The 26,146-nt window shown below is 73.3% G+C and carries 28 protein-coding genes, 1 tRNA gene and 1 pseudogene; 14 read left to right on the plus strand and 16 right to left on the minus strand.

The genetic code is table 11. The features are described from left to right. Positions 1 to 4: 4 nt before the first annotated feature. Positions 5 to 1,015 (minus strand): magnesium transporter, encoded by a 1,011-nt coding sequence (locus K330_RS0111660; RefSeq protein ID WP_022922000.1) that lies wholly within the window; start codon positions 1,013 to 1,015, stop codon positions 5 to 7. 76 nt (positions 1,016 to 1,091) lie between these two features. Between K330_RS0111660 and K330_RS24335 the strand changes: the two are divergent. Continuing rightward, positions 1,092 to 1,460, plus strand: a pseudogene (locus tag K330_RS24335) (SRPBCC family protein); the annotation flags it as partial. Between the two features lie 33 nt (positions 1,461 to 1,493). Further along, positions 1,494 to 1,970, plus strand: coding sequence for a nucleoside deaminase (locus K330_RS24340; protein WP_029202598.1), 477 nt, complete (start codon positions 1,494 to 1,496; stop codon positions 1,968 to 1,970). A gap of 96 nt (positions 1,971 to 2,066) precedes the next feature. On the opposite strand, the gene K330_RS0111670 is transcribed toward K330_RS24340, so the two are convergent. Continuing rightward, entirely contained in the window at positions 2,067 to 4,757 is a 2,691-nt protein-coding gene (locus tag K330_RS0111670; protein ID WP_022922002.1) for a DEAD/DEAH box helicase, read from the minus strand. Positions 4,758 to 5,011: 254 nt separating this feature from the next. Between K330_RS0111670 and K330_RS0111675 the strand changes: the two genes are divergently transcribed. Both K330_RS0111675 and K330_RS0111680 read left to right on the plus strand, forming a co-directional pair. Then, positions 5,012 to 5,446, plus strand: a complete 435-nt coding sequence (locus tag K330_RS0111675; protein WP_022922003.1) for a hypothetical protein — start codon at positions 5,012 to 5,014, stop codon at positions 5,444 to 5,446. Between the two features lie 18 nt (positions 5,447 to 5,464). Beyond that, entirely contained in the window at positions 5,465 to 5,869 is a 405-nt protein-coding gene (locus K330_RS0111680) for a hypothetical protein (RefSeq protein WP_022922004.1), read from the plus strand. Between the two features lie 7 nt (positions 5,870 to 5,876). Here K330_RS0111680 and K330_RS0111685 read toward each other — a convergent pair whose 3' ends face one another. From K330_RS0111685 to K330_RS0111705, 5 genes are all read right to left on the minus strand, one after another. Further along, positions 5,877 to 6,212 (minus strand): DUF3349 domain-containing protein, encoded by a 336-nt coding sequence (locus K330_RS0111685; RefSeq protein ID WP_040658085.1) that lies wholly within the window; start codon positions 6,210 to 6,212, stop codon positions 5,877 to 5,879. Between the two features lie 2 nt (positions 6,213 to 6,214). Then, positions 6,215 to 6,517 carry a hypothetical protein gene (locus K330_RS0111690; protein WP_022922006.1) on the minus strand — a complete coding sequence of 101 codons (303 nt, stop codon included), beginning with the start codon at positions 6,515 to 6,517 and terminating at the stop codon, positions 6,215 to 6,217. Beyond that, on the minus strand, positions 6,514 to 7,743 hold the full coding sequence (locus K330_RS20895; protein WP_022922007.1) for an inorganic phosphate transporter: 1,230 nt from the start codon (positions 7,741 to 7,743) through the stop codon (positions 6,514 to 6,516). Before K330_RS20895 ends, K330_RS0111690 begins: the two co-directional genes overlap by 4 nt. A 69-nt stretch (positions 7,744 to 7,812) precedes the next feature. Then, entirely contained in the window at positions 7,813 to 8,343 is a 531-nt protein-coding gene (locus K330_RS0111700; protein ID WP_022922008.1) for a cysteine hydrolase family protein, read from the minus strand. Beyond that, positions 8,340 to 9,857, minus strand: a complete 1,518-nt coding sequence (locus tag K330_RS0111705; protein WP_029202602.1) for a purine-cytosine permease family protein — start codon at positions 9,855 to 9,857, stop codon at positions 8,340 to 8,342. The genes K330_RS0111700 and K330_RS0111705 overlap by 4 nt, the downstream gene beginning before the upstream one ends. A gap of 97 nt (positions 9,858 to 9,954) precedes the next feature. Between K330_RS0111705 and K330_RS0111710 the strand changes: the two genes are divergently transcribed. The 3 genes from K330_RS0111710 (at position 9,955) to K330_RS0111720 (ending at position 11,973) form a co-directional block, all read left to right on the plus strand. Next, the gene (locus K330_RS0111710; protein WP_029202603.1) at positions 9,955 to 11,181 is read left to right on the plus strand and encodes an endonuclease/exonuclease/phosphatase family protein; all 1,227 of its coding nucleotides are present in this window, start codon (positions 9,955 to 9,957) and stop codon (positions 11,179 to 11,181) included. 50 nt (positions 11,182 to 11,231) lie between these two features. Next, positions 11,232 to 11,828 carry a hypothetical protein gene (locus tag K330_RS22790; protein WP_022922011.1) on the plus strand — a complete coding sequence of 199 codons (597 nt, stop codon included), beginning with the start codon at positions 11,232 to 11,234 and terminating at the stop codon, positions 11,826 to 11,828. 72 nt (positions 11,829 to 11,900) lie between these two features. Beyond that, positions 11,901 to 11,973, plus strand: a tRNA-Lys gene (locus tag K330_RS0111720). Between the two features lie 53 nt (positions 11,974 to 12,026). Here K330_RS0111720 and K330_RS0111725 read toward each other — a convergent pair. Continuing rightward, positions 12,027 to 12,611, minus strand: coding sequence for a hypothetical protein (locus K330_RS0111725; RefSeq protein ID WP_022922012.1), 585 nt, complete (start codon positions 12,609 to 12,611; stop codon positions 12,027 to 12,029). Between the two features lie 207 nt (positions 12,612 to 12,818). Between K330_RS0111725 and K330_RS0111730 the strand changes: the two genes are divergently transcribed. Further along, a complete protein-coding gene (locus K330_RS0111730) occupies positions 12,819 to 13,223 on the plus strand; it encodes a hypothetical protein (protein ID WP_022922013.1) in 405 nt (134 codons plus the stop codon). Continuing rightward, on the plus strand, positions 13,216 to 13,419 hold the full coding sequence (locus K330_RS0111735) for a helix-turn-helix transcriptional regulator (protein WP_022922014.1): 204 nt from the start codon (positions 13,216 to 13,218) through the stop codon (positions 13,417 to 13,419). The genes K330_RS0111730 and K330_RS0111735 overlap by 8 nt, the downstream gene beginning before the upstream one ends. A gap of 64 nt (positions 13,420 to 13,483) precedes the next feature. Here the strand turns inward: K330_RS0111735 and K330_RS20905 are convergent, their stop codons facing one another. Then, a complete protein-coding gene (locus K330_RS20905; RefSeq protein ID WP_022922015.1) occupies positions 13,484 to 14,569 on the minus strand; it encodes a cation diffusion facilitator family transporter in 1,086 nt (361 codons plus the stop codon). A 52-nt stretch (positions 14,570 to 14,621) separates the two neighbouring features. Here K330_RS20905 and K330_RS0111745 point away from each other — a divergent pair, with 52 nt between their 5' ends. From K330_RS0111745 to K330_RS0111755, 3 genes are all read left to right on the plus strand, one after another. Next, positions 14,622 to 14,975 (plus strand): ArsR/SmtB family transcription factor, encoded by a 354-nt coding sequence (locus tag K330_RS0111745; RefSeq protein ID WP_022922016.1) that lies wholly within the window; start codon positions 14,622 to 14,624, stop codon positions 14,973 to 14,975. A gap of 258 nt (positions 14,976 to 15,233) precedes the next feature. Continuing rightward, complete coding sequence (locus K330_RS0111750) at positions 15,234 to 16,562, plus strand: TrkH family potassium uptake protein (RefSeq protein WP_022922017.1); 1,329 nt, start codon at positions 15,234 to 15,236, stop codon at positions 16,560 to 16,562. Further along, positions 16,555 to 17,247, plus strand: coding sequence for a potassium channel family protein (locus tag K330_RS0111755; RefSeq protein ID WP_229665822.1), 693 nt, complete (start codon positions 16,555 to 16,557; stop codon positions 17,245 to 17,247). The genes K330_RS0111750 and K330_RS0111755 overlap by 8 nt, the downstream gene beginning before the upstream one ends. Positions 17,248 to 17,316: 69 nt before the next feature. Here K330_RS0111755 and K330_RS0111760 read toward each other — a convergent pair whose 3' ends face one another. The 5 genes from K330_RS0111760 to K330_RS0111780 all read right to left on the minus strand — a co-directional run bounded on the left by K330_RS0111760 (position 17,317) and on the right by K330_RS0111780 (position 20,522). Beyond that, a complete protein-coding gene (locus K330_RS0111760; RefSeq protein WP_022922019.1) occupies positions 17,317 to 17,772 on the minus strand; it encodes a DUF2871 family protein in 456 nt (151 codons plus the stop codon). A gap of 87 nt (positions 17,773 to 17,859) precedes the next feature. Beyond that, positions 17,860 to 18,516 carry a response regulator gene (locus K330_RS0111765; protein ID WP_229665823.1) on the minus strand — a complete coding sequence of 219 codons (657 nt, stop codon included), beginning with the start codon at positions 18,514 to 18,516 and terminating at the stop codon, positions 17,860 to 17,862. A 17-nt stretch (positions 18,517 to 18,533) separates the two neighbouring features. Then, the gene (locus K330_RS0111770; RefSeq protein WP_022922021.1) at positions 18,534 to 19,814 is read right to left on the minus strand and encodes a sensor histidine kinase; all 1,281 of its coding nucleotides are present in this window, start codon (positions 19,812 to 19,814) and stop codon (positions 18,534 to 18,536) included. Positions 19,815 to 19,840: 26 nt separating this feature from the next. Then, positions 19,841 to 20,083, minus strand: coding sequence for a metal-sensitive transcriptional regulator (locus tag K330_RS0111775; RefSeq protein WP_029202605.1), 243 nt, complete (start codon positions 20,081 to 20,083; stop codon positions 19,841 to 19,843). A gap of 46 nt (positions 20,084 to 20,129) precedes the next feature. Next, the gene (locus tag K330_RS0111780; protein WP_022922023.1) at positions 20,130 to 20,522 is read right to left on the minus strand and encodes a DUF302 domain-containing protein; all 393 of its coding nucleotides are present in this window, start codon (positions 20,520 to 20,522) and stop codon (positions 20,130 to 20,132) included. A gap of 240 nt (positions 20,523 to 20,762) precedes the next feature. Between K330_RS0111780 and K330_RS0111785 the strand changes: the two genes are divergently transcribed. Both K330_RS0111785 and K330_RS20910 read left to right on the plus strand, forming a co-directional pair. Further along, positions 20,763 to 20,942, plus strand: a complete 180-nt coding sequence (locus K330_RS0111785; RefSeq protein ID WP_022922024.1) for a hypothetical protein — start codon at positions 20,763 to 20,765, stop codon at positions 20,940 to 20,942. 67 nt (positions 20,943 to 21,009) lie between these two features. Next, the gene (locus K330_RS20910) at positions 21,010 to 21,390 is read left to right on the plus strand and encodes an ArsR/SmtB family transcription factor (protein ID WP_022922025.1); all 381 of its coding nucleotides are present in this window, start codon (positions 21,010 to 21,012) and stop codon (positions 21,388 to 21,390) included. Positions 21,391 to 21,427: 37 nt separating this feature from the next. Here K330_RS20910 and pstS read toward each other — a convergent pair whose 3' ends face one another. Further along, positions 21,428 to 22,426 (minus strand): phosphate ABC transporter substrate-binding protein PstS, encoded by a 999-nt coding sequence (gene pstS, locus K330_RS0111795; RefSeq protein ID WP_022922026.1) that lies wholly within the window; start codon positions 22,424 to 22,426, stop codon positions 21,428 to 21,430. A 138-nt stretch (positions 22,427 to 22,564) separates the two neighbouring features. Next, a complete protein-coding gene (locus tag K330_RS24545) occupies positions 22,565 to 26,131 on the minus strand; it encodes an ATP-binding protein (RefSeq protein ID WP_169448556.1) in 3,567 nt (1,188 codons plus the stop codon). Positions 26,132 to 26,146 lie beyond the last annotated feature (15 nt).

A 26,146-nucleotide genomic window follows, 5' to 3' on the forward strand; every position in this document is an offset into this window, starting at 1 on the left:
GGCGTCACATCATGACGGCGGCGGCGACCGCGAAGTAGATCACCAGGGAGAGCAGGTCCTGCAGGACGGTCGCCAGCGGTCCGGAGCCGAACGCCGGGTCGCGCCCGGCCGCCGACATCGCCCACGGCAGGGTCATCGCCACGACCGAGGCCACGGTGCAGGCCGCCAGCAGCGACAGCGCCACCGTCAGGGCCAGCGGCCAGGAGCCCATGACCAGCCCGACCACCGGCAGCGCGACGGCGGCCAGCGACAGCCCGACGACGACGCCCGTCAGCGCCTCCAGCCGGACCACGCGGCGGACGGGCACGCCCACCGACAGCCCGCGGATGACCAGCGCCTCGGTCTGCGTCCCCACCGCGTCGGCCATGTAGACGATCCCGGGGATGAAGGAGGCCAGCCGCACGTCGGCCTCGAGGTCGGCCTCGAAGCCCCGGACCAGGACGGCCGCGACCGCCGACCCCAGCAGGCCCACCAGCAGCCAGGGCAGGCGGTGCCAGAGCCGGGCCAGGAGCGGCTCGTCCATGGCGTGGCGGGCCGACGCGGTGGAGCTGAGGAAGCCGCCGAGGCGGGCCAGGTCCTCGTCGTGCTCGGCGAGCAGGACCGTCAGCAGACGGGAGGGCGGCACCAGTCCCCGGAACCGGCCGTCGGCGTCGACGACCGCCAGGCTGGACTCCCCGTGCCGCGCCGCCTTCCAGGCTCCCCGCTCCTGGCTCAGGCCCGGCGCGACGACCGGCGGGTCGGGGTCCATGACCTCCGCGACCCGCGCGCCGGGCGCGGCCGCCAGCACCGTGGCGAGCGGCACCAGCCCGACCAGACGCCGGTCACCGCCGGGCGTCACCTCGCACACCGCGACGTCGGCGGCGGAGGCGAACGACCCGCCCACGAGGGAGCGGGTGAGGTCGGCGACGGTGGTGTCCGGTGTGCAGACCGGCACGTCCGTGACCAGGTGGTTCTCGATCGATCCGGGCAGCAGCGCGTCGGTCTGCCCCGGCAGCGGTGCCAGTGGCGTGCTCACACCGACAGTGTCCTCCAGCGCGCCGTGCCCGCGTAGGGTGAGCGCCGTGAACGATCCTCTCGTCGTGTCCGTGCAGGTGCCCGCCCCGCCGGAGCGGGTGTGGCGGGCCTGGACCTCCGCCGGTGCCTGGTCCCGGTGGTGGTGGCCGCACTGCCTGGACACCGGGTATGTCGTGGACGCACGGCCGGGCGGGTTCTACCGCGCGTGGAGCGCGGGGCCGGGCGTCGGCGTGCACGGCACCTTCACCGAGGTGGAGGAGCCCCGGCGCCTGGGGATGACGTGGTTCTGGGAGGGCGAGGTCGTCGACCCGCCCCGGGAGCACGTCGTCGTCGAGCTGGCGCCCGAGGGCGCGAGCACACTGGTCACCGTCACCCACGAGGTGGCGACGCAGGAGGCGGCGGACGACTACCGCGAGGGGTGGACGTTCGTGCTCGGCAACCTGGCCGCATACCTGGGCGGGGACGGCGGCGGCGGGGAGGTGACCGAGGAGGACCTCGTCCACCTGCGCCGGTGCGTCGCGCTCGCGGCCCAGGCGGTCGAGGCCGGTGACGAGCCCTTCGGCTCGGTGCTCGTCGGCGGCGGCGGCGAGGTGCTGCACGAGGACCACAACCACGTGGCCGGCGGCGACCGGACGCAGCACCCCGAGCTGGCGATCGCGCGCTGGGCGGCGGAGCACCTGTCGCCGGACGAGCGGGCGGCGGCCACCGTCTACACCTCGGGCGAGCACTGCCCGATGTGCGCGGCGGCCCACGGCTGGGTCGGGCTCGGCAGGATCGTCTACGCCACGTCCTCGGCACAGCTGGGCGACTGGCTGCGCGAGCTCGGTGCGCCGGCCGGGCCGGTCGCGCCGCTGCCGATCACCGCGGTGGTGCCGGGCGTCGTCGCCGACGGGCCCGTGCCGGAGCTGGCCGACGAGGTACGGGCGCTGCACGCGCGCCTTCACCGCAAGGGCTGAGGCGGACGCACCACGTCGTCGGTCGCGGTCAGGGCGTACGCACGACGTCGTCGGTCGCGGTGAGGGCGTGCACGCCGCGTCGTCGGTCGGGAAGGGTCAGAGGCGGCGCATCGCCGTCGCGAGCAGCACCGGCTCCCCCACCTGGTCGGAGGCGTCGAGGTCGCACTCCGCCTCGATGACCCAGTCGAGGTTGCCCTCGGGGTCGGTGATGGTCTGCACGACGCGCCACACCCGGCCCGGGCGGCCGTCGGTGATCGCCGAGCGCTCTCCGGGCAGCGGCTCGACGAGCAGCCGCTGCGGTCCGCGGGCGTCGGCGTCGAGCACGACCGAGCCGTGCTCGTCGTAGTAGGACTCCAGCGCGTCGTCCCAGTCCGCACGGGTCATCAACGGCTCCAGGGCGGGCTCGGGCAGGGCGGCGACCTGGGCCTCCAGCTCCCCCAGCGCCTCCCAGGCGTCGGCCTCGACCAGCTCGACCCGGCGCCACGCGCTGTTGCGGACCATGACGCGGAAGGCCCGCTCGTTGCTGGTGATCGGGCGTGCCGGCAGCACCGGCGCTCCGGCGGCCGCGCGCTCGGCGGCCGCGGCGACCAGGTCGGGGTCGGTGAGGGCCTCCCACTCCTCCAGCAGCGAGGAGTCGGTCTGGCGGATCGTCTCCCCCAGCCAGTGGACGAGGTCGTCGAGGTCCTCGGTCATGGCGCCCGAGGGCAGCGTCTGGCGCATCGTGCGGTAGGCGTCGGTGAGGTAGCGCAGCAGCACGCCCTCGGAGCGGGACAGCTGGTAGTAGCCGACGAGCTCGGTGAAGCTCATCGCGCGCTCCCACATGTCCCGCACGACCGACTTCGGCGACAGCGCGTCCACCGGCACCCACGGGTGGGTCTGCCGGTAGATCGCCAGCGTCCCCTCGAGCAGCTCGGCCAGCGGCTGCGGCCAGGTGACGTCCTCCAGCCGGGCCATGCGCTCCTCGTACTCCAGCCCGTCGGCCTTCATCTGCGCCACCGCCTCGCCCCGGGCCCGGTACCGCTGGGCCAGCAGCACCGGCATCGGGTCGTCCAGCACCGCCTCGACGACCGAGAGGATGTCGAGGGCGTAGGTGGGGCTCTCCTTGTCGAAGAGCTCCACGGCGGCGAGGGCGAAGGGGGCCAGCGGCTGGTTGAGCGCGAAGTTGTCCTGCACCCCGGCCGCCAGGTCGATCCTGCGGCCGCCCTCCCCCGGGGTCTCCCGTCGGACCAGGATGCCGCTGTCGAGCATCGAGCGTCCCAGGGCGATCGCCTTGCGGGCGAGCCGGGCCTGCGCCCTGGGCTGCTCGTGGTTGTCCCGCAGCAGGTGCGAGAGGTTGGTCACCGGGTCGCCCGCCCGCGCGACCGTGTTGATGATCACGGAGTGGTCGACCTTCATCCGCGACACGAGCGTCTCGGGCGGTGAGGCGACGAGCTTGTCGTAGGTCTCCTCGGTCCAGGAGACAAAACCCTCGGGGGGCTTCCTCTTCTGCACCTTCTTCTGCTTCTTGGGGTCGTCCCCGGCCTTGGCCACGGCGCGCGCGTTGTCGATGACGTGCTCCGGGGCCTGCACCACGACATACCCGACCGTGTCGTAGCCCGCGCGCCCGGCGCGCCCGGCGATCTGGTGGAACTCCCGGGCCCGCAGGATGCGCGAGCGCGAGCCGTCGTACTTGGCCAGCCCGGTGAACAGCACGGTGCGGATGGGCACGTTGATGCCGACCCCCAGCGTGTCCGTGCCGCAGATGACCTTGAGCAGCCCGTCCTGGGCCAGCTGCTCGACGAGCCGCCGGTAGCGGGGCAGCATCCCGGCGTGGTGGACCCCGACCCCGTGGCGCACCAGCTTGGACAGGGTGCGGCCGAAGCCCGCCGTGAACCGGAAAGCACCGATCTTGTCCCGGACCGCCTCCTTCTCCTCCTTGGTCAGCAGCTGCACCGACATCAGCGACTGCGCACGCTCCAGGGCGTCCTTCTGGGTGAAGTGCACGACGTAGACGGGGGCCTGCCGCTCCTGCAGCAGCTCGGTGACGGTCTCGGGGACCGGGGTCATGGCCCAGCTGAAGTGCAGCGGTACGGGCCGCTCCACCCCGGTGACCTGCGCCGTCTCCCGGCCCGTGCGCCGGGTCAGGTCCTCCACGACCGGGGAGATGTCGCCGAGCGTGGCCGACATCAGCACGAACTGCGCCTGCGGCAGCGTCAGCAGCGGCACCTGCCAGGCCCAGCCCCGGTCGGGCTCGGCGTAGTAGTGGAACTCGTCCATGACGACCATGCCGACGTCGGCGCCCTCGCCCTCGCGCAGCGCGATGTTGGCCAGCACCTCGGCGGTGCACACGATGATCGGGGCGTCGGCGTTGACCGAGGCGTCCCCGGTGAGCATGCCCACGTTGTCGGCGCCGAAGACCCGGCACAGGTCGAAGAACTTCTCGCTGACCAGGGCCTTGATGGGCGCGGTGTAGAAGGTCACGCGCGGCTCGTCGCCCCCCGTGGACGCCGCGTCGTACCCGGCCATCGCGATGAAGGCCGCCGCCGTGGCCACCAGCGACTTCCCGCTGCCCGTCGGGGTGGACAGCACCAGGTTGGAGCCCTCCAGCAGGTGCAGCACCGACTCGTCCTGGTGCGCGTAGAGCGGCGTGCCTCGCTCCTGCGCCCAGTCCGCGAAGACCTCGTAGAGCGCGTCGGGGTCGCCCGCGGCGGCACCCGCCGGGATGCGGTCGGTCAGGACCGCGGGCGGGGCGGGGGCGGTCAGCTCGGCGGAGGCGGTCAGGTCGGCGGGGGCGGGGTCGGCAGGCATCCCGCCCATTGTCGGGTATGCGGTGCCGGCGCCGCGCACACGCCGCACGCCCGCGTCATACCCGGCCCACGGCGAGGTGGTGTCCCCTCCTCACCACCTCGCCGCGGGCCGGAGCTCAGCCGGCGCGCGGCACCTGCTGCTCGTCGCCGGCGTGGGACAGCGCGCTCGTCTCTGGTCAGAGCATCCAGGGACTGTCCAGATACATGCGCCTGCGCCTAGGGTGGGTGGCGGGGCAACCAGGAAAGGCAGGCATCATGCGCACCAGCCGCACCATGGGCACTCTTCTCATCGTTCTCGGGCTGATCTTCGTCGTCGCCGGCGGCGTGACCTACTTCATGGTCAGCCAGGAGCTCAGCAACGCCAGGGTCACCGTCGCCGACGACGCCGACTTCCTCGCCGGCGACGAGGTCGACGGTCCCTTCTCCGCCTACGCGCAGGCGCAGATCATCGACAAGCACGCGCTGGAGTCGACCGACGGCAAGACCTACGCCGAGCTCGGCCGGGAGGACCCGCTGCGCCAGACCGCGATGTCGGCCTCCTTCCTGCGCGCCTCGCTGTTCACCTCCGTGGTGGCCTTCGGCGTCGCCACTATGGCGGTCGGCGTCGGCCTGGCGATGATCCTGGCCGGGGTCGGGCTGCGGGCGAGGCCCGCCTACGCCGAGGAGCTGACGACCGCACGACGCGCCTGACACGCGCATACTGCGAGGGTGCTCTCCGTCGACCTCGCCCGCCGTCTGCTCGACACCGGCCTCGTCTGGTCACCGATGCCCGGTGACCGGTTCGTCGTGGACCGGCCCGGCGTCGGCGACGACGTCTTCCACCTGGCCGACATGACGGTCGAGGTCCACGAGTTCGTCGGCGGGAGCGTCATCGGCTTCAACGGCGTCACCGAGTGGGCGCTGGACTCCGTCGCGCTCGAGGAGACGCTGTGGCTGCCCCGGGAGGACCAGCTGCGCGCGGTCCTCGGCCACGACTTCGTCGGGCTCGGGATCACCGAGGAGGGGTATGCCGTGGTCGCCCTCGTCGGCGGGGTCTCGACCACCTTCACCCACCGGGACGCCGAGGAGGCCTACGGCCAGGCGGCCCTGGCCGTGCTGCGCTCGCGCGGCTGAGGAGCGGTCAGGTCCCCTCGTCGGGCTCGAGGGTGTCCTCCTCGTCGACCGGGTAGCCGGTGGCGGCGAGCAGGTCGCTGACGCGCTCGACGTCGGCCTCGTAGGGCTCCTGCAGCGAGTACTCGCGGATGAGCTCGCGGATCCGGTCGGGGCTCAGGTCCAGTGACCGCTGCGCCGCCAGCCGCTCGACGATCTCCTGGATCTCCTCCTCGCGCAGCCGGCGCCGCAGGACGCCCAGCAGTGCGACGTAGTCACCCGTGGGGACCCCCTCCGGGTAGCCCGCGCGCAGCCACGCCACGACGCGGCTGATGGCCCCGGGACGACGCCCGTGCTCCGCCTCCACGCTCACTCCTCCCTCCGGATCGTCGGTACGACCCCGTCCAGACCCAGCTCGTAGCCGATCCCGCCGCTGACGATCACTGCCAGCCCGAGCAGCACCCCCGCAGCGACCAGCCCGAAGCACACGGCGGCCAGCAGCCTGCCCACCGGCTGCGGCCGGCCGTGGGTCACCTCGGCGTCCCCGCCGTCGGCCCACGCCAGCGCGCGGATGCCGAGCGCGAACACCGCGGGCAGGCCGGCGCCGAGCACCAGCCCGACGAGCAGGACCTGCGCCGCGCCCTGCAGCGCGTTGCCGAGCAGCGCACTCATCGCTCCACCTCCGACCGAGCGGTGACGTCGGCCCCGGCTGACCCGGTGCCCTCCCAGTCCTCGTTGACGTTGTGGCGGTTGACCGGCCTGCGCGTCGAGTGGCGCCACATCCACCAGCACGCCGCGAGCAGGAGCGCCGTCATGACGCCGGCCGCGAACGACCCGCCCCCGACCAGCCGTCCGAGCCACCACGTCAGTGCCCCGGCAAGACCGGCCATCGGCAGGGTGATGAGCCAGGCGACCAGCATCCGGCCCGCGACACCCCAGCGGACGTCGGCGCGGCGGCCGACGCCCGAGCCGAGGATGGAGCCGGTGGCCACGTGAGTGGTCGAGATCGCGAAGCCCAGGTGGCTGGCGGTGAGGATGACCGCCGCGGACGAGGCCTCGGCCGCCATGCCCTGGGGCGAGGAGATCTCGACCAGGCCCTTGCCGAGGGTCCGGATGATGCGCCACCCGCCCAGGTAGGTGCCGACCGCGATCGCCAGGGCGCAGGACGCCTTCACCCAGAAGGGCACGCTCCCGGTGTCGGTCCACTCCCCCGTCGCGATGAGCGCCAGGGTGATGATGCCCATGGTCTTCTGCGCGTCGTTGGTGCCGTGGGCCAGCGAGACCAGCGAGGCCGACCCGATCTGCCCCCAGCGGAAGCCGCGCTCGCGGTAGCGCTCGGCCACCCCCCGGGTGATGCGGAAGACGAGCCAGGTGCCGGCGGCCGCCACGGCGACGGCGATCGCCGGCGACATCACCGCCGGCAGCACGACCTTGCCGATCACGCCGTCGAGCGTGCTGCCGTCGCCGACCCACTTCACCCCGCCCCAGCCGAGGGAGGCCACGGTAGCCCCGATCATGCCGCCGAAGAGGGCGTGCGAGGACGAGGACGGCAGGCCCAGCAGCCACGTCAGGACGTTCCACAGGATGGCGCCGACGAGGCCGGCGAGCAGGACCACCAGCAGCGCCAGGCCGCCGTCGCCGACCAGCTCGGGCCGTGGGGCCCCGTCGGCGTCCTGGATGTTGATGACCGAGTTGGTCACGGTGAGGGCGACCTCGATCGAGAGGAAGGCCCCGACGAGGTTGAGCACGGCCGACAGGGCGACCGCCGTCCGGGGTCGCAGGGCCCCGGTGGCGATGGACGTGGCCATGGCGTTGGCGGTGTCGTGGAAGCCGTTGGTGAAGTCGAAGGCCAGGGCCACGACGATCACCAGCACCAGGACGATCAGCTCGGCGCTCACGGGTGACCATTGTGCACCGCCGACCGGAGGTCCGGGGCATCGTCACCCCGCCGGCGCCCTGCCCGCCCGTCAGTCGCGGACGACGATCTGCGGCGCGTAGAGGCGCATCGCCTCCAGGGCTCTCTCGTGCGCCTCGTCGCTGGAGCCGGCGCAGGCCGGGGCCACCACCTCCACGAAGCACCCGGCGTCGGCCGCGGCGAGCGCGGTCGACAGCACGCAGCAGTCGGTCGCGACCCCGGCGAGCACGAGGTGCGCGTGCTCACCCGTCAGGGCCGCCAGCCCCGGCCCCCACTTGCCGAACGTCGGCTCGGACACCACGTGCGGCACCTCGAGCGCCGCCACGTCCGGGACCAGGTCGAACAACGGGTGGTCGGGCGCCTGGTCGGCGAAGGGGAAGGTCTCGAAGTAGGGGCCCCAGGACCCCTCCTTGCGCAGGGGCGGCACCCACCGCGTGGTGACGCTGCGCCGCCCGTGCTCGGCGACGAGCTCGCGGATCGGTCCGACCGTCTCGGCGAAGCGGGGCGCGACCCACTCCGAGGACGGGTCGGCGAAGATCACCTGGGCGTCGATGACGACCAGCCACGGCGCCGGGGCGGTCACGGGGAGACCACGCGGTCGGGCCGGTCCTCGGCGGCCGGGGCGATGCCCTCCTCCTGACGCCGGACGGTGCCGCGGCGTGCGGCATACGTCACGACGAAGCCCAGCGCGAGGGCGACGAGGACACCCACGTTGGCGAAGGCCCAGGTGCCCTCCTTGCCCCCGAGGCCGAGCGGGCCGAGCAGGTAGCCCTGCCAGTTGTTCCAGGCGGCGTCCTCGGCGAAGAGGTTGATGACCAGCCCCCAGCCGATGACGGATGCCACCACCATCGTCCCGACGGCGGTCCAGTCCCAGGCCCCGTAGCGCCCGCGGGCGTCGAACAGCGCGTGCTCGTCGTAGTCGCGGCGCCGCAGGGCGATGTCTGCCATGAGGATGCCGGCCCAGGCGGCCAGCGGGACGCCCAGGGTGATCAGGAAGCTCTGGAACGGGCCGAGGAAGTCCTGGGCGAAGAAGACCACCCAGATCGTGCCGGCCGTGAGGATGAGGCCGTCGATGCCGGCGGCGGCCGGGCGCGGGATGTCGATGCCGAGCGAGAGCAGGGTCAGGCCGGAGGAGTAGATGCCCAGGACCGCGCCGCTGACCAGCGCCAGCACCGCCGCGACGAGGAAGGGCACGAGGAACCAGTCGGGCAGGATCGTCGCGAGGGTGCCGATCGGGTCGCCGGCGATCCCCTCCTCCAGGTCCGGGCGCGACCCGACGAGCAGCAGTCCGTAGCCGACGAGCAGCACCACCGGCAGCGCCCCGCCGAAGGTGTTCCAGAAGACGATCGAGGCCCCGGAGGCGCTGCGCCGCTGGTAGCGCGACCAGTCGGCGGCGATGTTGATCCAGCCCAGCCCGAAGCCGGTCATGACCATGACGAGGGCGCCGATGACGGACTCGGTCGACCCGCCCTCGCGCAGCGTGACCGTGGACAGGTCCACGAGGTGGAAGGTCATCGCGATGTAGACGAGGGTGATGGCCCCGGTGACCCAGGTCAGGACCGACTGCAGGCGCATGATCGTGTGGTAGCCGGCGACGGAGGCGAGCACGATCAGGGCGGTGACGACCAGCGTGGCGATGACCTTGGTCGCGGTGCCGCTGGCCCAGCCCAGCTCGCGGAAGACGGTCGCGGTCGCCAGCACCGCCATGATCGCCAGGAACGTCTCCCAGCCGATCGAGACCAGCCACGAGACCACGCCCGGCACCTTCTGGCCGGTCACGCCGAACGCGGCGCGGGAGAGCACCATCGTCGGTGCCGAGCCGCGCTTGCCGGCGATGGCGATGACGCCGCAGAAGAAGAACGACAGCACGACACCCACGACCGCGACGACGACCGCCTGGGCGAAGGAGATGCCGAAGCCGTAGACGAACGCCGCGTAGCTCATGCCGAAGACCGACACGTTGGCGGCGAACCACGGCCAGAACAGGTCGGCCGGCCTGGCCGTGCGCTCGGCCTCGTCGATGACCTCGATGCCGTTGGTCTCGACCAGCGCGCGCTCGGCGCTGGTGAGGGTGGTGCCGGCAGATTGCTCGCTCATGAGCATAACTGTGCCACACCGGGCATTCATCCAGCCTTCTCCTCGCGCTCGCCGCGCGAGGTGGCGGCGCACCGCATACCGGGCCATGGTGGAGGGTATGGAGCACAACGCCCGTCGCGCGGCCGTGGCCGCGCTGGCCCTGTCCCTCGTCGCCGCCCTCGGCGCGGCGCCCGCGCAGGCGTCCCGCGAGCGGCCCGGCCCACCGGGGCGTCCCGACCACGACGTGCGGTTCGCCACCTTCAACGCCTCGCTCAACCGCAACGTCGAGGGGCAGCTGGCCGCGGACCTGTCGACGGGCGACGACGAGCAGGCGCAGAACGTCGCCGAGACGATCCAGCGCACCCGGCCCGACGTGGTGCTCATCAACGAGTTCGACTACGACCCTGCCAACGTGGAGCTGTTCCGCGACAACTACCTCGAGGTCCCGCAGAACGGCGCCGACCCGGTGGACTACCCCTACGCCTTCGTCGCCCCGTCCAACACGGGCGTGCCGAGCGGCCTGGATCTCAACAACGACGGCACGGTGGGCGGCGGGGACGACGCGTGGGGCTTCGGCCTCTTCCCGGGGCAGTACGGCATGGTCGTCTACAGCCGCTACCCGATCGACGCCGACGCCGTGCGCACCTTCCAGACGTTCCGGTGGTCGGACATGCCCGGCAACGTGCTGCCGAAGGACTTCTACTCACCCGAGGCGCAGGAGCAGCTGCGGCTGTCGAGCAAGTCGCACTGGGACGTGCCGGTGCGGATCGGTGGCAAGACCGTGCACGTGCTCGCGGCCCACCCGACGCCGCCGACCTTCGACGGTCCGGAGGACCGCAACGGCCGGCGCAACCACGACGAGATCCGGTTCTGGGCCGACTACGTCTCCTCGCCGCGGCAGAGCTCCTACATCTACGACGACGAGGGCGTGCGCGGCGGGCTGAAGCCGGGCGAGCGGTTCGTCATCGTCGGGGACTACAACGCCGACCCCCACGACGGCGACTCCCTGGACGGCGCGATCAACCAGCTGCTCGACCACCCGAGGGTCAGCACGAGCGTGACGCCCTCGAGCGAGGGCGGCGCCGAGCAGGCGGTGCTGCAGGGTGGCGTCAACCTGGAGCACCAGGGCGACCCGTCCTTCGACACGGCCGACTTCGCCGAGCCGCCCGGCAACCTGCGCGTCGACTACGTCCTGCCGAGCCGGTCGCTGAGGATCGAGGACGCCCAGGTGTTCTGGCCGCCGGAGAGCGACCCGTTGTTCCGCCGCCTCGTCGGCACCTTCCCCTTCCCCACGAGCGACCACCGCCTGGTGTGGGTCGACGTCCGGTTGCCCCACCGCGGCTGACGGCGAGGACGTGCCCACGGGCGTCCTCGGTTCGGCGGTAGGTTGGGGCCATGACGGGGACGCCTGACCAGGGCCAGCAGCGACCGGACCAGCCGTGGGCCGGCGGGCCGGTGGAGGACACGGGGCGGATGCAGCCGATCCTGCGCGACGCCGGGCTGCGGGGCCCGGTGGAGGACACGCCCGGCTGGACGCCGGCGCCGGTCGAGCCGACATCCGTGCAGCCGACGCCCTCTGCCTACCCCGCTCCCCCGTCCGCGCCCGCGGCCGGGGGCACGACGCCGTCGATCACCGGCTTCTTCAGCTCGGTGCGGCGGTCGGGCCGGTGGGAGCTCCCGCCGGCCCTCACGGTCGTGCAGGGCTTCTCCGACGCGGTGCTGGACCTGCGCGAGGCCGTCGTGCGCTCCAGCACGGTCGACCTGAAGATCTACGGCGGCTTCGCGGAGACCAGGATCATCGTCCCCCCGGGTGTCGCCGTCGACCTCAGCGGCGGCGTGGCGATCTTCAGCGACGAGAAGGCGACGCTCGGCGAGGTCGACCCGGCGGCCTACCGGCTGCGCATCAGCCACTACGGCGCCTTCACCTCGGTCCGCGTGATCACCATGGCGGTCGGCGAGGAGCCTCGGAAGTGGTGGCAGAAGCTCACCTGAGCAAGGTCGGCTGCGCACGGTCCCGCCGCGAGCGGCGGGTAACGTGTGGGGTCGGCGCGGGGACCCGCGCCCGGGCCTCTAGCTCAATGGTTAGAGCTGCGGACTTTTAATCCGTAGGTTGTGGGTTCGAGTCCCACGGGGCCCACCGTGTTTGTGCTGGTCAGAGCCCCGGCAGCTGCACCGCCGACGGCCTGTCGGTCAGTGCTTGGCTCTGCCGTCGTACGTGCCGACGAAGACGCCGGGCCTTTCGGGGTCCAGTCCGGCATCGGCGTGCAGCGTCGCCCATGCACCGTCGCGCAGCTTCATGAGCGCGTTGTCGATGTCCCCGCCCGGTCGGGTGACACCCGAGTAGCTGAGGGTCCCCGTCGCGGCGGCACCGTGGACCGTCCCGCTGAACGTGCCTTCGAAGCTGAAGAGGTCGAAGTAGGTCCCGGGCGGGTTGACGGTGGCCTCAGAGCAGGGCGCGAAGATGAGCACGGTCGACGTGCCGTGGGCGGAACCTGCGAGGGCGCCGGAGAACGTGAGGGTCGAGGCCCCCGTCAGTTCACACTTGCCACCCTGGACCGGCTCGACCAGCACGCCCGTCGGGTCGTCCAAGGCAATGGCGAACGTTCCCCGGGCCGGTGCCGCGGCCACTGTAGGGGCGGACCTGGCCGGTGCTGCAGAGGGGGCATGGGCGACGCCGCCGGCCACGGCCCCGACCGCGACGCCGAGAGACAGGAAGGTGAGCGCAACCGAGGTGAACATGTCGGCCTCCAGATAGCTCGTCTCCGTGCGGGCCACGTCCGATCCGAGTCTGGCGAGGACGTGGCCGCCCTGTCAACGGTGCGTGGACCGGGTTGGGTTCAAGGCTCGAGCCCGACGAGTGCACGAGAGATCGTCGGCCGCGGGCGGATCCCCACGGGACCTCGTACCTTCGCCGCCGGTGCCACGCACACGTTATGACAAGTGTCCTTGACACGGCGCCGAGGTGACAAGCACCCTTGACACATGCAGACGTCGCACATCTGGATGGTCGCCCTGCTCCTGGCCGCGGGCGGGCTGGTCGTGCAGGGCATGGGGGACGCCGAAGCCGCCAGCCCATGGGAGGACCCTCTGGGCCTGCTGGGCACCTTTCTCGTCATCCTCCCTCTCACCCTGGCCCTGAACGTCACGATGCGGCGACGCCGGGACGCCTCAGGCGCGAGCTCGCCCGACAGCGTCGAGTCCCGCGCGGCCCAACGGGCCCGGAGCCAGGCCTACGGCGACGCGGTCATGCTCGGGGCCCTGCTCTTCCTCACCCTGGCCGTCGTCGCCGACACGGTCGCGGCGCTGACGGCGATGGCGTTCATCACACTCGCGGTGGCGGCCTTCTGGATCCGCTACCGCCTCGCCCTGCGAGCACTCGGTGGCTGAGACGGCCAACGACCTGCGCACCCTCCGTCAGTCGCGGGAGTGGAGCCAGGGCCGGCTGGCGCAGGAGATGGGCGTCTCTCGTCAGACCATCAACGCGATCGAGACCGGACGGTTCGACCCCAGCCTCCCGCTCGCGCTGCGGCTGGCCCGCGTCTTCGGGCGCACCGTCGAGGAGATCTTTGCGCTCAAGGAGTAGCGGCCACCCTGACGTCCGCCCGCGGCAGCTGTCCTGACCACAGGTGGATCCCCTTCCGGCGACCTCAGCCAGCCTGCTCCTCGGGGAGGATGTCTCCACTCGGCTGCGGGCTGACGTGGACGCCGACCCGCTCCAGGTGCGGGACGGTGCTCATCAGGTGCTGCTGCACCCGCGTCCGCAGGGTGTGCGCCTCGGGAAGGGTGAGGGCCGCGTCGGCGCCCAGACCGACCTCGGCCTCCATGCGGTGGCCGGACCAGCGCGCCCGGGCCTCGTGGACCGCCAGGACGCCCGGGACCTCGGCGGCGGCCTGCTCCAGCCGCTCCAGGGTGCCGTCGTCCACACCGTCCATCAGGCGGCGGACCACCGTGCGCATGGAGGACACCAGGACGGCGAGGATGACCGCCGCGATCACCAGGCCGATGACCGGGTCCAGCTGCGGCATACCCGCCCACACGCCGACCACGCCGAGCGCGACGGCGACCGAGGTGAGAGCGTCGGTGCGGGCGTGCTGGCCCTCGGCGACGAGGGCGGCCGAGCCGATGCGGCGGCCCGCGCGGATCCGGTAGATCGCCACCGCCTCGTTGCCGGCGGCACCCACCAGCGCCGCCGCCATGACCCACCCGAGGTTGGTCAGCTCGCGAGGCTCGAGCAGCGCTCGCACGGACTCCCAGACGATGAGTCCGGCCGACAGTGCGATGACCAGGCCGATGAGCAGGCCGACGAGGTCCTCCGCCCGGCGGTAGCCGTAGGAGTAGCGACGGTCAGGCGCCCGCCGGCCGATGCGGAAGGCGAGGACCAGCGGGATGGTCGTGGCGAGGTGACCGAGGTTGTGCACCGTGTCGGCCAGCAGCGCGATCGAGCCGCTGAGGGCCACGATGACGATCTGCAGGACTGCGGTGACGCCCATGCCCACGAGGCTGATCCAGGCCGCCCGGATGCCGACCCGGCTGGACTCCTCGGCCGTCTGGATCGCCTCGGTGTGGTCGTGGCTGTGCGGGGTCACCGCGTGCTTGATGCGCCCCCACAGACCGTGGTCGTGGTCGTGGTCGTGGTCGTGGTCGTGGTCGTGGTCGTGATGATCGTGCGCCTGCTCGTCGGCGTCGGGGGACGCCGACGGCGCGGCACGGTCCTGGGTCTGCTCGGGTGTCACGGCGGCATCATATTTGCGTATCCGCGCAACCAGCAAAACGTAGGATGGTGCCATGCCCGACGTCCGCGCCCCCTCCGTGCCCACCGACGAGCACGCCCGGCTGGCGGTCGACACCTTCCGGATGCTGGCCGACCCCACCCGCCTGAAGGTCCTGTGGATCCTGCTCCAGGGCGAGGCCCACGTCTCGGCCCTGTGCCAGCACACGGGGGCCTCCGCGCCGGCGGTCAGCCAGCACCTGGCCAAGCTGCGACTCGCCGGTCTGGTCAGCAGCAGGCGCGAGGGCACGTTCGTCTACTACAGCGCCGCCAGCGCTCACGTCCGTCGCCTGCTCACCGAGGCGCTCTCGCACGCCGAGCACGTCGGCGGAGAGGTCACGGGCGCCGACCCGCACACCTACGACGCCTGAGCCTTCCTCCTCCGCACACGACCGCCGCGTCGGACGTCGGTGACGGCATACTCACGACGCGTTGCTGCACGAGACGTCAGATGCATCAGGTGAATCGTGACCCTGGGCGTCGCGAGTCCGCGAGGAGGCGGCCCGCGCGCCCGCCCGACAGGCGAGGAGCGGGCCGACGCGGCGCCGGTGTGGTGACGCGCCGTTCGAGGTCGGCAGGATGTCGGGTCAGTTGCGGCTTGGCTCACCCCAGGAGCACAATGGCCGGTCGTGCGTGCTCTCTGGGCCCATCCGGCCCGCGCTGTCGCCGGTGCCTTCCTGGCCGTGGTGCTCGTGGGCACCCTCCTGCTCCTGCTCCCGACGTCGCGGGCTGCAGGCGCTCCGCCCGACGTGCTGGTCGCGGCGTTCACCACCGTGTCGGCAGTCTGCGTGACCGGCCTGATCACCGTGGACACGGCGACGCACTGGACGCCCTTCGGGCACGTGGTCATCCTGCTGCTGATCCAGCTGGGCGGCATCGGCGTGATGACGTTCGCGACCCTCCTCGCGCTCGCCGTCCGGGGCCGGCTGGGGCTGCGCACCTCCCTCGCCGCCCAGACCGAGTCCCACAGCGCCGACCTCGGGCAGGTCCGGCTCGTCGTGACCCGCGTCCTCCAGCTGGCGCTCGTGGTCGAGGCGGTCATCGCGACCGCCCTGACGCTGCGGCTGGCGCTCGGCCACGGGCTGGGGTGGGGCACCGCCGTGTGGCACGGCGTCTTCCATGCCGTCTCGGCCTTCAACAACGCCGGCTTCGCCCTCTACAGCGACAACCTGGTCGGCTACGTCGGCGACCTGTGGGTGATCGGCCCCATCTGCGTCGCGGTCGTGCTCGGCGGGCTGGGCTTCCCGGTCCTGCGCGAGCTGCTGCGGGGGCGCCCGCCCGCGCGGTGGAGCGTGCACACCCGGCTGACGCTGGGCGGGACGGCCGTGCTGCTCGCCCTCGGGGTGGCGCTCTTCGGCGTCTTCGAGGCGGGCCCCCGGGGGACCCTGCACGGTATGCCGATCGGCGACCAGCTCGTGGGGGCGCTGGGCGGCGGCGTCTTCCCGCGCACGGCGGGATTCAACGCCGTGGACTACGGCGCCGTGACGGAGGAGACCGAGGCCATCACGATGGTGCTGATGTTCATCGGTGGGGGCAGCGCCGGGACGGCCGGCGGCATCAAGATCACCACCTTCCTGCTGCTCGCCGCCGTCATCTGGGCCGAGGTCCGCGGCGAGCCGGACGTCGTCGTCGGGCACCGCCGCATCGGCAGCGCGCTCCAGCGCCAGGCGCTGACCGTCGCCCTGCTCGCGGTGGGTCTGGTCATCGTCTCCACGATCCTGCTGATGATCCTGACCGACCTGCCCTCGCTCGACCTGGCCTTCGAGGCCGTCTCCGCCTTCGCCACCGTGGGCCTGTCCACCGGGATCACCGCCGACCTGCCCGCGTCCGGGCAGGTCGTGCTCATGGTGCTGATGTTCCTGGGCCGCGTCGGCCCGATCACCGTGGCCAGCGCCCTGGCCGTCAACACCCGCCACCGCCACTACCACCTGCCTGAGGAGAGACCCATTGTTGGCTAGGAAGACCCGGCCTCCGCGCGGCCGCACCACCGACCCCGTGCTCGTCGTCGGGCTCGGCCGCTTCGGCAGCGCGGTGTGCGAGTCCCTCGTCCGCCAGGGTGTCGAGGTGCTCGCCGTCGACATGGACGAGCGCCGCGTGCAGAGGTATGCCGACGAGTTCACCCACACGGTGCGGGCCGACGCCACGGACGGCGAGGCGATGCGTCAGCTCGGCGTCCGCGACCTGACGCGCGCCGTGGTCGCGATCGGCTCCGACATCGAGTCCAGCGTGCTGACCGTCATCACCCTCAGCGAGGCGGGGGTCCGCACGATCTACGCCAAGGCCATCACCCGCAAGCACGGCAAGATCCTGCGGACCATCGGGGCCACCCACGTCATCTACCCCGAGTACGTCATGGGCCAGCGCGTCGCGCACATGGTCACCGGCGGCCTGTCCGACTACCTCGAGTTCGAGGACGAGTTCGCGATCGCGCGTTGCTACGCACCCGCCGAGACGTGGGACCGGCCCCTGTCGGAGTCGGCCATCCGCACCCGGCACACGATCACCGTCGTGGGGGTCAAGCGCCCCGGCGAGCCCTTCACGTATGCCGTGCCCGAGACGGTCGTCCACCGCGGCGACGAGCTCGTCCTGTCCGGCCGGATCCACGACGTCGAGCGCTTCACCGCCCTGGCCGACCAGCCCTGAACGGCGGGGAGGCCTCGCGGTCGTGACCCAGGGACGCAGGCATACCTCGACCGGCGCGCACCCACCGGCCTAGGGAAGGTCACCGACGAGCTCCGCCGTGCCCGGGGCCGCCGCGGTCCGGACGGCGCGGCCGACCCCCACCAGCACCAGCCCCAGCGCCGCGGTGAGCAGCATGTGGCCCAGGCCCGAGACCCCGGCGAGCGCCGCGGAGCCGGCGTGGGCGGCACCCGCGACCTGCAGCACTCCCTTGTACGCCAGCATGCCGACGGTCAGCACGAGGCCGGCGTTGAGCACGTGGACCCCCCGCCGCAGCCACCGGTCGGTGCCGAGGCCGGGCAGCGCGGCCACGAGCGCGAGCAGCAACAGCGGCAGCAGGACGCCCAGGACGAGGGCGTGGGTGTGGACGAGGGCCAGCTGGGTGCGGCCGGTGAACTCGAAGGCCTTGGTCACCTCGCGGTAGGCCAGGCCTCCGACGAGGCCGACGACCGTCCAGGCGACCGCGGTGCGGAACAGAGAGATCAGCATGCCGACGACGCTACGGACGTCCGGCGCACAGCTCCCGCGCCTCACCTCCACCTTTCGGTTGATCCACCGACCCGCCCGTGGCCCCGCTCAGTCCAGCAGGCCCGAGCCGCGCGCGGCGGCGACGGCAGCCGTCCGGCTCTCGACGCCGAGCTTGGCGTAGGCGTGGACCAGGTGGGTCTTGACCGTCGCCTCGCTGACGACCAGACGTCCCGCCACCTCCCGGTTGGACAGCCCCTGGGCGACCAGCCGGAGCACCTCCAGCTCACGGCGCGACAGCTCGGCACGGCGCACCCGCATCGCCTCCACGACGCGGCGGGCCTGGGCGGCACCGAGCACCCGCTCGCCCCGCGCCGCCGCCTCGATCGCGGCGACGATGCGGTCGGGCGCGGCGTCCTTGAGCAGGTAGCCCGCCGCACCCGCCTCGACCGCCCGGACCAGGTCGGCGTCGTGGTCGTAGGTCGTCAGGATCAGCACGGCCGCGTCGACGGCGCGGACGACCTCGACCCCGTCCGGACCTGTCCCCAGGCGCAGGTCGCACAGCACCACGTCGGGGGCCAGGTCCGCGGCGAGCCGGACCGCCCCCGCGGCGTCGGCGGCCTCGCCCACCACCCGCAGCCCGAGCTGCACGGAGAGCAGCGCCGTCAGGCCGGCGCGCACGACCGGGTGGTCGTCGACGACGAGCACCGCCAGGGGGGTATGCGGTGTCGCGCCGCGCCCGACCTCCGCCCCCTGCCCAGGGGGCACCCTGCGCCCGTCCTCGGTCACCGGACCGCCCCGGACGTGCTGCGTGGCAGATGGGCACTGACGGCGGTGCCTCGGCCCGGTGCCGACTCCACCTCGAGACCGCCGCCCAGCTCGACCAGCCGCTCGCGTGAGGCGCGCAGCCCGTATCCCCCGCCGGCAGCGTCGAGCGGCCTCCCCCGGACGGCCGCGAGGTCGAAGCCGACGCCGTCGTCGACGACGTCCAGCCGCACCGAGTCCCCCGCCTCGGTGAGCGTCACCGTGACCGCCCCCGCGCCCGAGTGCCGACGGACGTTGGCGAGCGCGGACTGCGCGGTGCGCAGCAGGGCCACCTCGACCGGCACGGGCAGCGCGGCGACATCGCCCTCGACCCGCACCTCCCCCCGCACCCCCGTCTGCTCCTGCAGCTCGGCGGCCAGCCGCCGCAGCGCGTCCGTGAGCCCGGACTCCAGGGGGGCGGGCGCCAGCGCTCCCACGACCCGGCGCGCCTCCTCCAGGTGGTCCGCGGCGCTCGTCTCGATCTGGCCCAGCAGCCGCAGACGGGCGGCCGGGTCGCCGGTGGCGCCCCCCGCCCGCGCCAGCAGGAGAATGGAGGAGAACCCCTGGGCCAGGGTGTCGTGGATGTCGCGCGAGAGCCGGGTCCGCTCCCCCTGCGCACCGGCGGCCCGCTGCGCCTCGACCAGCTGGGCCTGAAGCGTCTCGGTCTCCTCCTGGGCCGCGACCAGCGAGGTCACCAGGCGCTGGCGCTCCAGGCTGTCCTGCACGACCTGGTGGAGGCCGCGGGAGAGGGCGAGCGCGAAGACGGCCCCGATCGCCGGGCCCACGACCGCGGCGGTCGTCCAGCCGTCGGCGTGCCCCGCGCGGCCAACGACGACAGCCAGGACCGCCGCGCTCAGCGCGACGGCCGGGACGGTCGGCAGCAGGTGGCCGGCGAGCAGCCAGAGGGAGAAGGCGACCCACACCAGCTCCGGGGAGACGGCCACGGTGAGCAGCCACAGGGCGACCAGGCCGAGCAGCCACCACCCACCTGCCCCGAGCCACCTCCCCGCCGGTCCGGCAGGTCGTCGAGCGGCGCCCGAGGGCCGTGCCACGGTCTCGGGCGGCCACTCGGTGCCGGCGCGCAGGCCCGCACGCCACGCACCCACGGCATACCAGAGCACGAGGGCGCCGGTTCCGGTCACCAGGGGGCCGGCCGGCGCCCCGGCGGCGAGCCCGCGCGCCAGGCCCACCACCACCAGCACCGCCAGCAGCAGGTGCTGCAGCAGCACGAGGCGACGGAGCATGACAGCGGTGCGGGTCACCCCGGCATCGTCTCAGGCCTGTGAGGTCAGGCCAGCGTCAGGAAGAGCTTCTCCATCGTCGCCTGGTCCTCGGCGTTGATGCCCTCCGGGGAGGAGAGGCACTCGCGCAGCCCGGAGGAGACGATCGCGAACCCGGCGCGGTCCAGCGCCCGGTTGACGGCCGCCAGCTGGGTGACGACGTCCTTGCAGTCGCGCCCTTCCTCGATGAGGCGGATGACGCCTCCGATCTGGCCCTGGGCGCGGCGCAGGCGGTTGATGACGGGCGACATGTCGTCGTTGTTGAGCGTGACCACGGGTGTTCTTCCTTCGGTAGGGCTAGGCGGAGAGGGCGCCGAGGGCGGCGTCGAGACGCGCGCGGGCGTCGGTGGCGACGGCGGACAGGTCCTGGTTGCCGGTCAGCGTGACCATCACCTCGGGGTCCATCGCCTCCACGGCCGTGCTGCCGTCGTCGAGCGCGCGCACGACCACGTTGCAGGGCAGGAGCAGGCCGACGGACGGCTCGGCCTGGACCGCGGCATGGGCGAGCACGGGCCGGCAGGCGCCGAGGATGACCTGGGCGGGGATGTCGGCGTCGATCTTGGTCTTGAGGGTCCCGGCGAGATCGATCTCGGTCAGGACCCCGAAGCCCTGGTCGGACAGGGCGTTCCTGGTCGCGTCGAGGACCTCGGCGAACGGCCGGTCGACGGTGGTGCTGAGTGCGTATGCCACGACGTGCTCCTTCGGATCGCGTACGAGTCAGGTCAACTATACCTCAGGGGGTATCAAGGCTCATGCGCGCGGACACCGTCCCCCGGCGCGGGCGGGACCCCCGATGCCACCCGCCCAACTTGACGGCTATACCCCCGGGGGTACTAGTCTAGGGACGTTCACCAGACCAGCGGGGGCACTGCGGGTATGGCGCTGCACCTCGCTCTCGTCCGAACCCACCACCCTTCGAGGAGATCCATCATGTGCCGTCCCGCCACCTGCAAGACCTGCGGCAAGACCACCTGGGCCGGATGCGGCCAGCACGTCGACCAGGTCATGGCCGGCGTCCCCCGCTCCGAGCGCTGCCCCGGCCACGTGGGCACCCAGGAGACCGTCGCTGCCGGCAGCAGCTTCTTCAGCCGCCTGCTCGGACGCGGCTGACCCGGACCGCCACCCTGACGCGCGACCGACATGGACGCCCGTCGATGCGTGCGCGTAGCCTGAGGGGATGACCGAGCTCGCGACCACGCACGCGCACCCGCTCGAGGACGACTGCTGCCCCGGAGCACAGGGCCGGCTCATGCCGCGCGAGCGGGCCGAGGACCTGGCCGACGTGTTCAAGGCGCTGGCCGACCCGGCACGGGTGCGTCTGCTGGAGTACCTCGCGGCGTCGCGGGGCGGGACCGCCTGCGCCTGCCACCTCCCGGCGGCCCTCGGCATCACCCAGCCGACACTCTCCCACCACCTGCGCAGGCTGCGCGCCGCCGGCCTGGTCGAGGGGGACCGCCGCGGCCGCTGGGTCCACTACACCGTGCGACCCGAGGCGCTGGACCGGGTCCGGGCCTACCTCGACCTGCCGACCGACGGCGCAGAGGACCGCTGCTGCTGACGCCTCGTCGGACCGTCGGTCTGCAGGTCGGTCGGGGTCAGCCGCCCTCGATGGTGCTGATGAGCGCGTCGGCCCGCTCGCGCAGCTGCTCGGAGATCGGCGACGAGCCGGCTGCCTCGGCGGCGGCCTGCTGGCCGTCCTCGGAGACGACGTAGTGCAGGAAGTCTCGGACGAGCTCGGCCCTGGACTCCCGCTCGTAGTGGGTGCAGGCCACGTGGTAGGAGACCAGCACGATGGGGTAGGCACCGGAGGCCGTCGTGTCGCGGGCGAGCTCGAGCGCCAGGTCTCCCTCGAGGCCGGTGTCGACCGGCTCGGAGGCGTCCACCACCCGGGCGGCTGCCTCCGGGGAGTACTCCACGAACTCCTCCCCGACCCCGATGGCCACGGAGTCGCCGGTGACCACGGAGGCGTCGGCATACCCGATGGCTCCCTCGGTCGACTCCACGACCTGGATGACACCGGTGTTCTGGGTGGCGGCCTCGGCCGGCACGGGCCAGGCCTTGTCGACGGGATGCGGCCACGCCTCGGGAGCGGCCACCGCCAGGTACTCGAGGAAGTTCTCGGTGGTGCCCGAGTCGTCGGAGCGGTGGACGACGGTGATGTCGGTGGCGGGCAGCTCGGCGCCGGGGTTGTCCTCGGCGATCGCCGGGTCGTCCCACCGGGTGATCTGCAGGTCGAGGATCCGCGCCAGGGTGTCGGGGCGCAGCTGCAGGTCGTCGACCCCGGGCAGGTTGTAGGGCAGGGCGATCGGCGAGATGTAGACCGGCACGTGGAGGGCGCCGCGCGGGCCGCAGACCTCCTTGACGGCCTCGCGCTCCTCCTCGTCGAGGTAGGCGTCCGTGCCGGCGAGGTCGACCGCGCCGGCGATGAGGTTCTCCCGGCCCCCGCCGGAGCCGATCGCGTCGTACTGGACCGTCACCCCGGGCTGCTCGGCCTGGTAGCCGGCGAGCCAGGCAGCAGCCGCCGCCTCCTGCGCGGAGGAGCCGGACGCCTTGATGTCGCCGGTGAGGCTGCCGCCGCCCGACTGCGCCAGCATGCCGGTGGGGTCGTCGTTCCCGCAGGCGGCCAGCGCCGGCAGGGCGAGGGCGAGGACGACGGCGAGGGTATGGCGTGAGGACAGGAGCCCGGAGCCTCTCTGTGCGGTGGGCGCGCGCGGGGCGCAGCGGGTCAGGACTCAGCGTACCGGGGCGCTGACCACGGCGGCCGCCACGCCGGCCAGCGCCCGGCAGTCCGCGGTGCCGAGGAACCCCGCCCGCGCGACGGGGTCGGAGACCAGTGCTGCCCGTCGCTCGAGGAACCGCCCGGCGGCCCCCGCCACGTCCCCCGCCCACGGGTCGCCCAGGGCGTCGAGGACGCGGTGGCAGGCCAGCAGGCCGCGCCCCGGGTGCAGCTCCCCCGACGGGGGCGGACCGTCGGGGCCCAGCGCGACGGCCACCCGGCGCGCGACCGACCTCGCCTCCTCCACCCGACCGGCGACGAGGAGCGCCTCGGCCTGGGCGGCCCAGGTCTCGACGACCTCCACACGCAGCCCCAGACCGTGCGTGCGCGACCGGGTCTCCTCCAGGGCGTCCACCGCAGCCTGGCCGTCACCGAGCGTGAGCCGGGCCAGGCCCAGGGCCCAGGACGCCTGGGCCAGCGCGATCGGCACCTCGCTGAGGGCGGCGGCGTCGCGGGCCCGCCGGGCCAGGGCGAGCGCCTCCTCGGGTGCCTGCTCGTCCAGGGCGAGCGCGCTCCAGCAGGTCAGGGCGTGCGCCACGAAGTAGTGCAGGCCGTGCTCCTGTCCCAGCTCGACGGTCCGGGAGCATGCGTCCCGCGCCTCCTCGGTCATCCCGAGGTGCCGGGCTGCGGCGCCGATCCGTTGCAGGGAGGAGACCACCCCCTCGATGTCCTCGACCGACTCCGTGAGCTCCAGGGAGCGTCGGGCGGCCACCAGCCCCTCGTCGACCCGTCCCGTGTCGAGGGCGATGCTGGACAGGTTGCCCAGCACGATCCCCTGGCGCAGGAGGTGGCCGCTGGCGGTGAAGACCGCCAGCGCCCGCTCGGAGTAGACCTTGGCCTCCTCCATCCGGCCCGACAGCATGAGCACCGCCGACAGCTGCCCGTTGACCATCCCCATGCCCTCGTCGTCACCCGCGTGCTGGTAGCGGGCGGCCGACTCCTCGAGCAGCCTGACCGCCTCCTGCTCCTCGTGCAGGTTGGTCGCCACGACACCGAGCAGCCGCAACCCCTCCGCGACCTGCCGGTGGGTCCCGTGCTCCCGGGCCATGACCAGCGCTGACTCGAGGCGCTCCCGGGCGGCCGCGTGCTCGCCGGCGAACGCCAGGGCACGACCGACCATGATCCGTGCCTCGACCTCCTCCTCGGGCCGCCCCGCCCGCCGGGCCAGCTCGGCCGCCTGCCCCGCCACCTCGACCGCGTCGGGGTACTCGGCGTGGAAGAACAGCCACCGTCCACGCTCCACCAGGACCCTCGCCCGCCGCCCGGGGTCGTCCCCGGCCGCCGTCTCCAGCCGGTCGAGCACGTCACGCTGCTCCTCGCGCCGCCCCGTCCGGTCGAGCACGAGCTGCTGCTCGAGCAGGACGGCGAAGCGCAGGTCGTCGTCGCGGGTCGCTCCCGCGGCGCGGGCCAGCAGGTCCAGCGCCTCGTCGTTGGCGAAGGTCGCCGCGGCGTGGCAGCCCGCGCGCAGCAGCCAGGGGGCGGCGCTGTCGGCCAGGTCCGCCTCCAGGAGGTGGTGGGCGATCGTGCCGGCGTGCTCGTCGAGGCGGCCGCTGGTCCGTGCCCGGTCGAGCACCCAGTCGGCGGCCCGCGCGTGGTAGCGGCGCCGGGCCGGGCTGAGCAGACCGTCGTAGGCGACGTCGCGCAGCAGCGCGTGCCGGAAGGCGAACTCGCGCGCCTGCGCGAAGGAGGACGCCGGTCGCTGGTGGACCACCTCCCGCCGGCGCAGGCCCTCGTAGGCGTCGGCGCCCGGGGTCGGGGCGTCGGGGTCCAGGTGCTCCACGGCGGCGTCCCAGAAGACGCGGCCGATCACGCTGGCCCGGTCCACCAGGGTCCGCTCGGTCGCGGGCAGCGAGTCCAGGCGCGCCTCCAGCAGGGCCCGCAGGGTGCTCGGGACGGCTCCCGTCGTGAGCGGCTCCGGGGAGACCGACCAGCCGTCCGGGCCGGTGCTGATGGTGCCGTTGTCGACCAGCCAGGCGATGACCTCCTCGACGAAGAAGGGGTTGCCCTCGGCCGCGTCGGCGACCAGCGAGCCGACCCATGCGGGCAGGTCCTCGACCCGCTGCAGCACCTCGCGCACGAGGTCGGCGGTCTCCCGTCGCGACAGGGGCTGCAGCCGCACCTCGCGGTGACCGGGCAGCCCCTCCCCCCAGTGCGGGTGCTGGTCGAAGAGCACCGGCCGCGTCGTGGCCACCACGACCAGCGGGAACGGCCGCGGACGGGCCTGCAGGTCCTGCAGGAGGTCGAGCACCGACCGGTCGGCCCAGTGCAGGTCCTCCAGGAGCAGCACGACCGGCCCGCGGACGCACATGGCCGCGAGGGTGGCGTCGAGGCTGGCCCACGCCCGACGGCGCACGGCCCCCGGGTCGCCCGGCGCCGGCAGGGGCCCGTCGGCGCCCGCGGTGAAGCCCAGCCAGGTCATGAGGTCGTCGCCTCCGCCGCCGAGGTCACCGGCCATGACGGCCATCCCCTCGCGCCACTTGGACAGGACCTGCTCGGGAGGGTCGTTGTCCTGGATGGAGAACCGCTCGGCGAAGGCGGACCTCAGCATGGCGTGCGGGACGCCCTCGTCGGCGGGGTCCGCGCGACCACGCAGCACCCATGCGCCGTCGGGCAGGCCGGCGACCCACGACTCGAGGTCGGCGAGCAGGCGCGACTTGCCGATCCCGGCGTGCCCGACGACGGTGACGACCGTGGAGCTGCGCTCGACCACGGTGTCCTCGAAGAGCCGGGTGAGCTGGCGCAGCTCGACGTCCCGGCCGACCGTGCGGGTGGAGACGCCCTCCAGGCCGCGGGCCGTGCTCCAGAAGCCGGACCCGGCCGCGGAGTGCACGACGAACGTGCGCACCGGACCCTCCACCCCCTTGAGCTCCAGCTCCCCGTGCTCCTGCAGCCCGAAGGAGCCGCGGACGTGGCGGGCCGTCGCGGCCGAGAGCAGGATGCCGTCCGGCGGCGCTGCCGTCTGCAGCCGCGCCGCCCGGTTGACGGTGGCGCCCACGACGACCAGGTCACCGTCGCCGCGCTCGTCGAACCGCCCGAGCACGACCTCTCCGGTATCGATCCCGACCCGGGTCGCCAGGGCCTGCCCGTGGCGGGCCCGCACCTCCTCGGCGAGGCGGGCCAGGGCCGGCCGCACCGAGACGGCCGCCCGCACCGCCCGGTGCGGGTCGTCCTCCCGCGCACGCTCCATACCGAAGACCCCGACCACCGCGTCGCCGATGAACTTCTGCACGTGACCGCCCTGGGCCTCGACCGCGTCACGCCACAGGCGGAAGTAGCGGGCCATGACCTCGCGCATGACCTCGTCGCCCAGCGCGGTGGTCAGGGGGGTGGAGTCCGCCAGGTCGCTGAAGAGGACCGTGACGAGCTTGCGGCGCTCCCCCGGCTGACCGGCCAGCCGACGTCGGCGCTCGAGCAGCGGGCGCAGCGCGGTGTCCACGACGGCGTCACCCAACGCCTCGCGCTGCTGCTCCAGGGCAGCGATGCCACGGTCGAGGGCCTCGAGCTCCCCTGCAGAGCCGTCCACGGACACCGTCGCATC

The organism is Ornithinimicrobium pekingense DSM 21552 (assembly GCF_000421185.1).
GTDB lineage: Bacteria > Actinomycetota > Actinomycetes > Actinomycetales > Dermatophilaceae > Ornithinicoccus > Ornithinicoccus pekingensis.

Bases quoted from the DNA above. Each gene is read 5' to 3' on its own strand.
- K330_RS0111670 (WP_022922002.1), bottom strand. From the start codon at position 4,757: ATGCCTGCCGACCCCGCCCCCGCCGACCTGACCGCCTCCGCCGAGCTG.
- K330_RS0111675 (WP_022922003.1), top strand. From the start codon at position 5,012: ATGCGCACCAGCCGCACCATGGGCACTCTTCTCATCGTTCTCGGGCTG.
- K330_RS0111690 (WP_022922006.1), bottom strand. From the start codon at position 6,517: ATGAGTGCGCTGCTCGGCAACGCGCTGCAGGGCGCGGCGCAGGTCCTG.
- K330_RS0111705 (WP_029202602.1), bottom strand. From the start codon at position 9,857: ATGAGCGAGCAATCTGCCGGCACCACCCTCACCAGCGCCGAGCGCGCG.
- K330_RS0111710 (WP_029202603.1), top strand. From the start codon at position 9,955: ATGGAGCACAACGCCCGTCGCGCGGCCGTGGCCGCGCTGGCCCTGTCC.
- K330_RS22790 (WP_022922011.1), top strand. From the start codon at position 11,232: ATGACGGGGACGCCTGACCAGGGCCAGCAGCGACCGGACCAGCCGTGG.
- K330_RS0111730 (WP_022922013.1), top strand. From the start codon at position 12,819: ATGCAGACGTCGCACATCTGGATGGTCGCCCTGCTCCTGGCCGCGGGC.
- K330_RS0111745 (WP_022922016.1), top strand. From the start codon at position 14,622: ATGCCCGACGTCCGCGCCCCCTCCGTGCCCACCGACGAGCACGCCCGG.
- K330_RS0111760 (WP_022922019.1), bottom strand. From the start codon at position 17,772: ATGCTGATCTCTCTGTTCCGCACCGCGGTCGCCTGGACGGTCGTCGGC.
- K330_RS0111775 (WP_029202605.1), bottom strand. From the start codon at position 20,083: ATGTCGCCCGTCATCAACCGCCTGCGCCGCGCCCAGGGCCAGATCGGA.
- K330_RS0111785 (WP_022922024.1), top strand. From the start codon at position 20,763: ATGTGCCGTCCCGCCACCTGCAAGACCTGCGGCAAGACCACCTGGGCC.
- K330_RS20910 (WP_022922025.1), top strand. From the start codon at position 21,010: ATGACCGAGCTCGCGACCACGCACGCGCACCCGCTCGAGGACGACTGC.
- pstS (WP_022922026.1), bottom strand. From the start codon at position 22,426: ATGCTGGCGCAGTCGGGCGGCGGCAGCCTCACCGGCGACATCAAGGCG.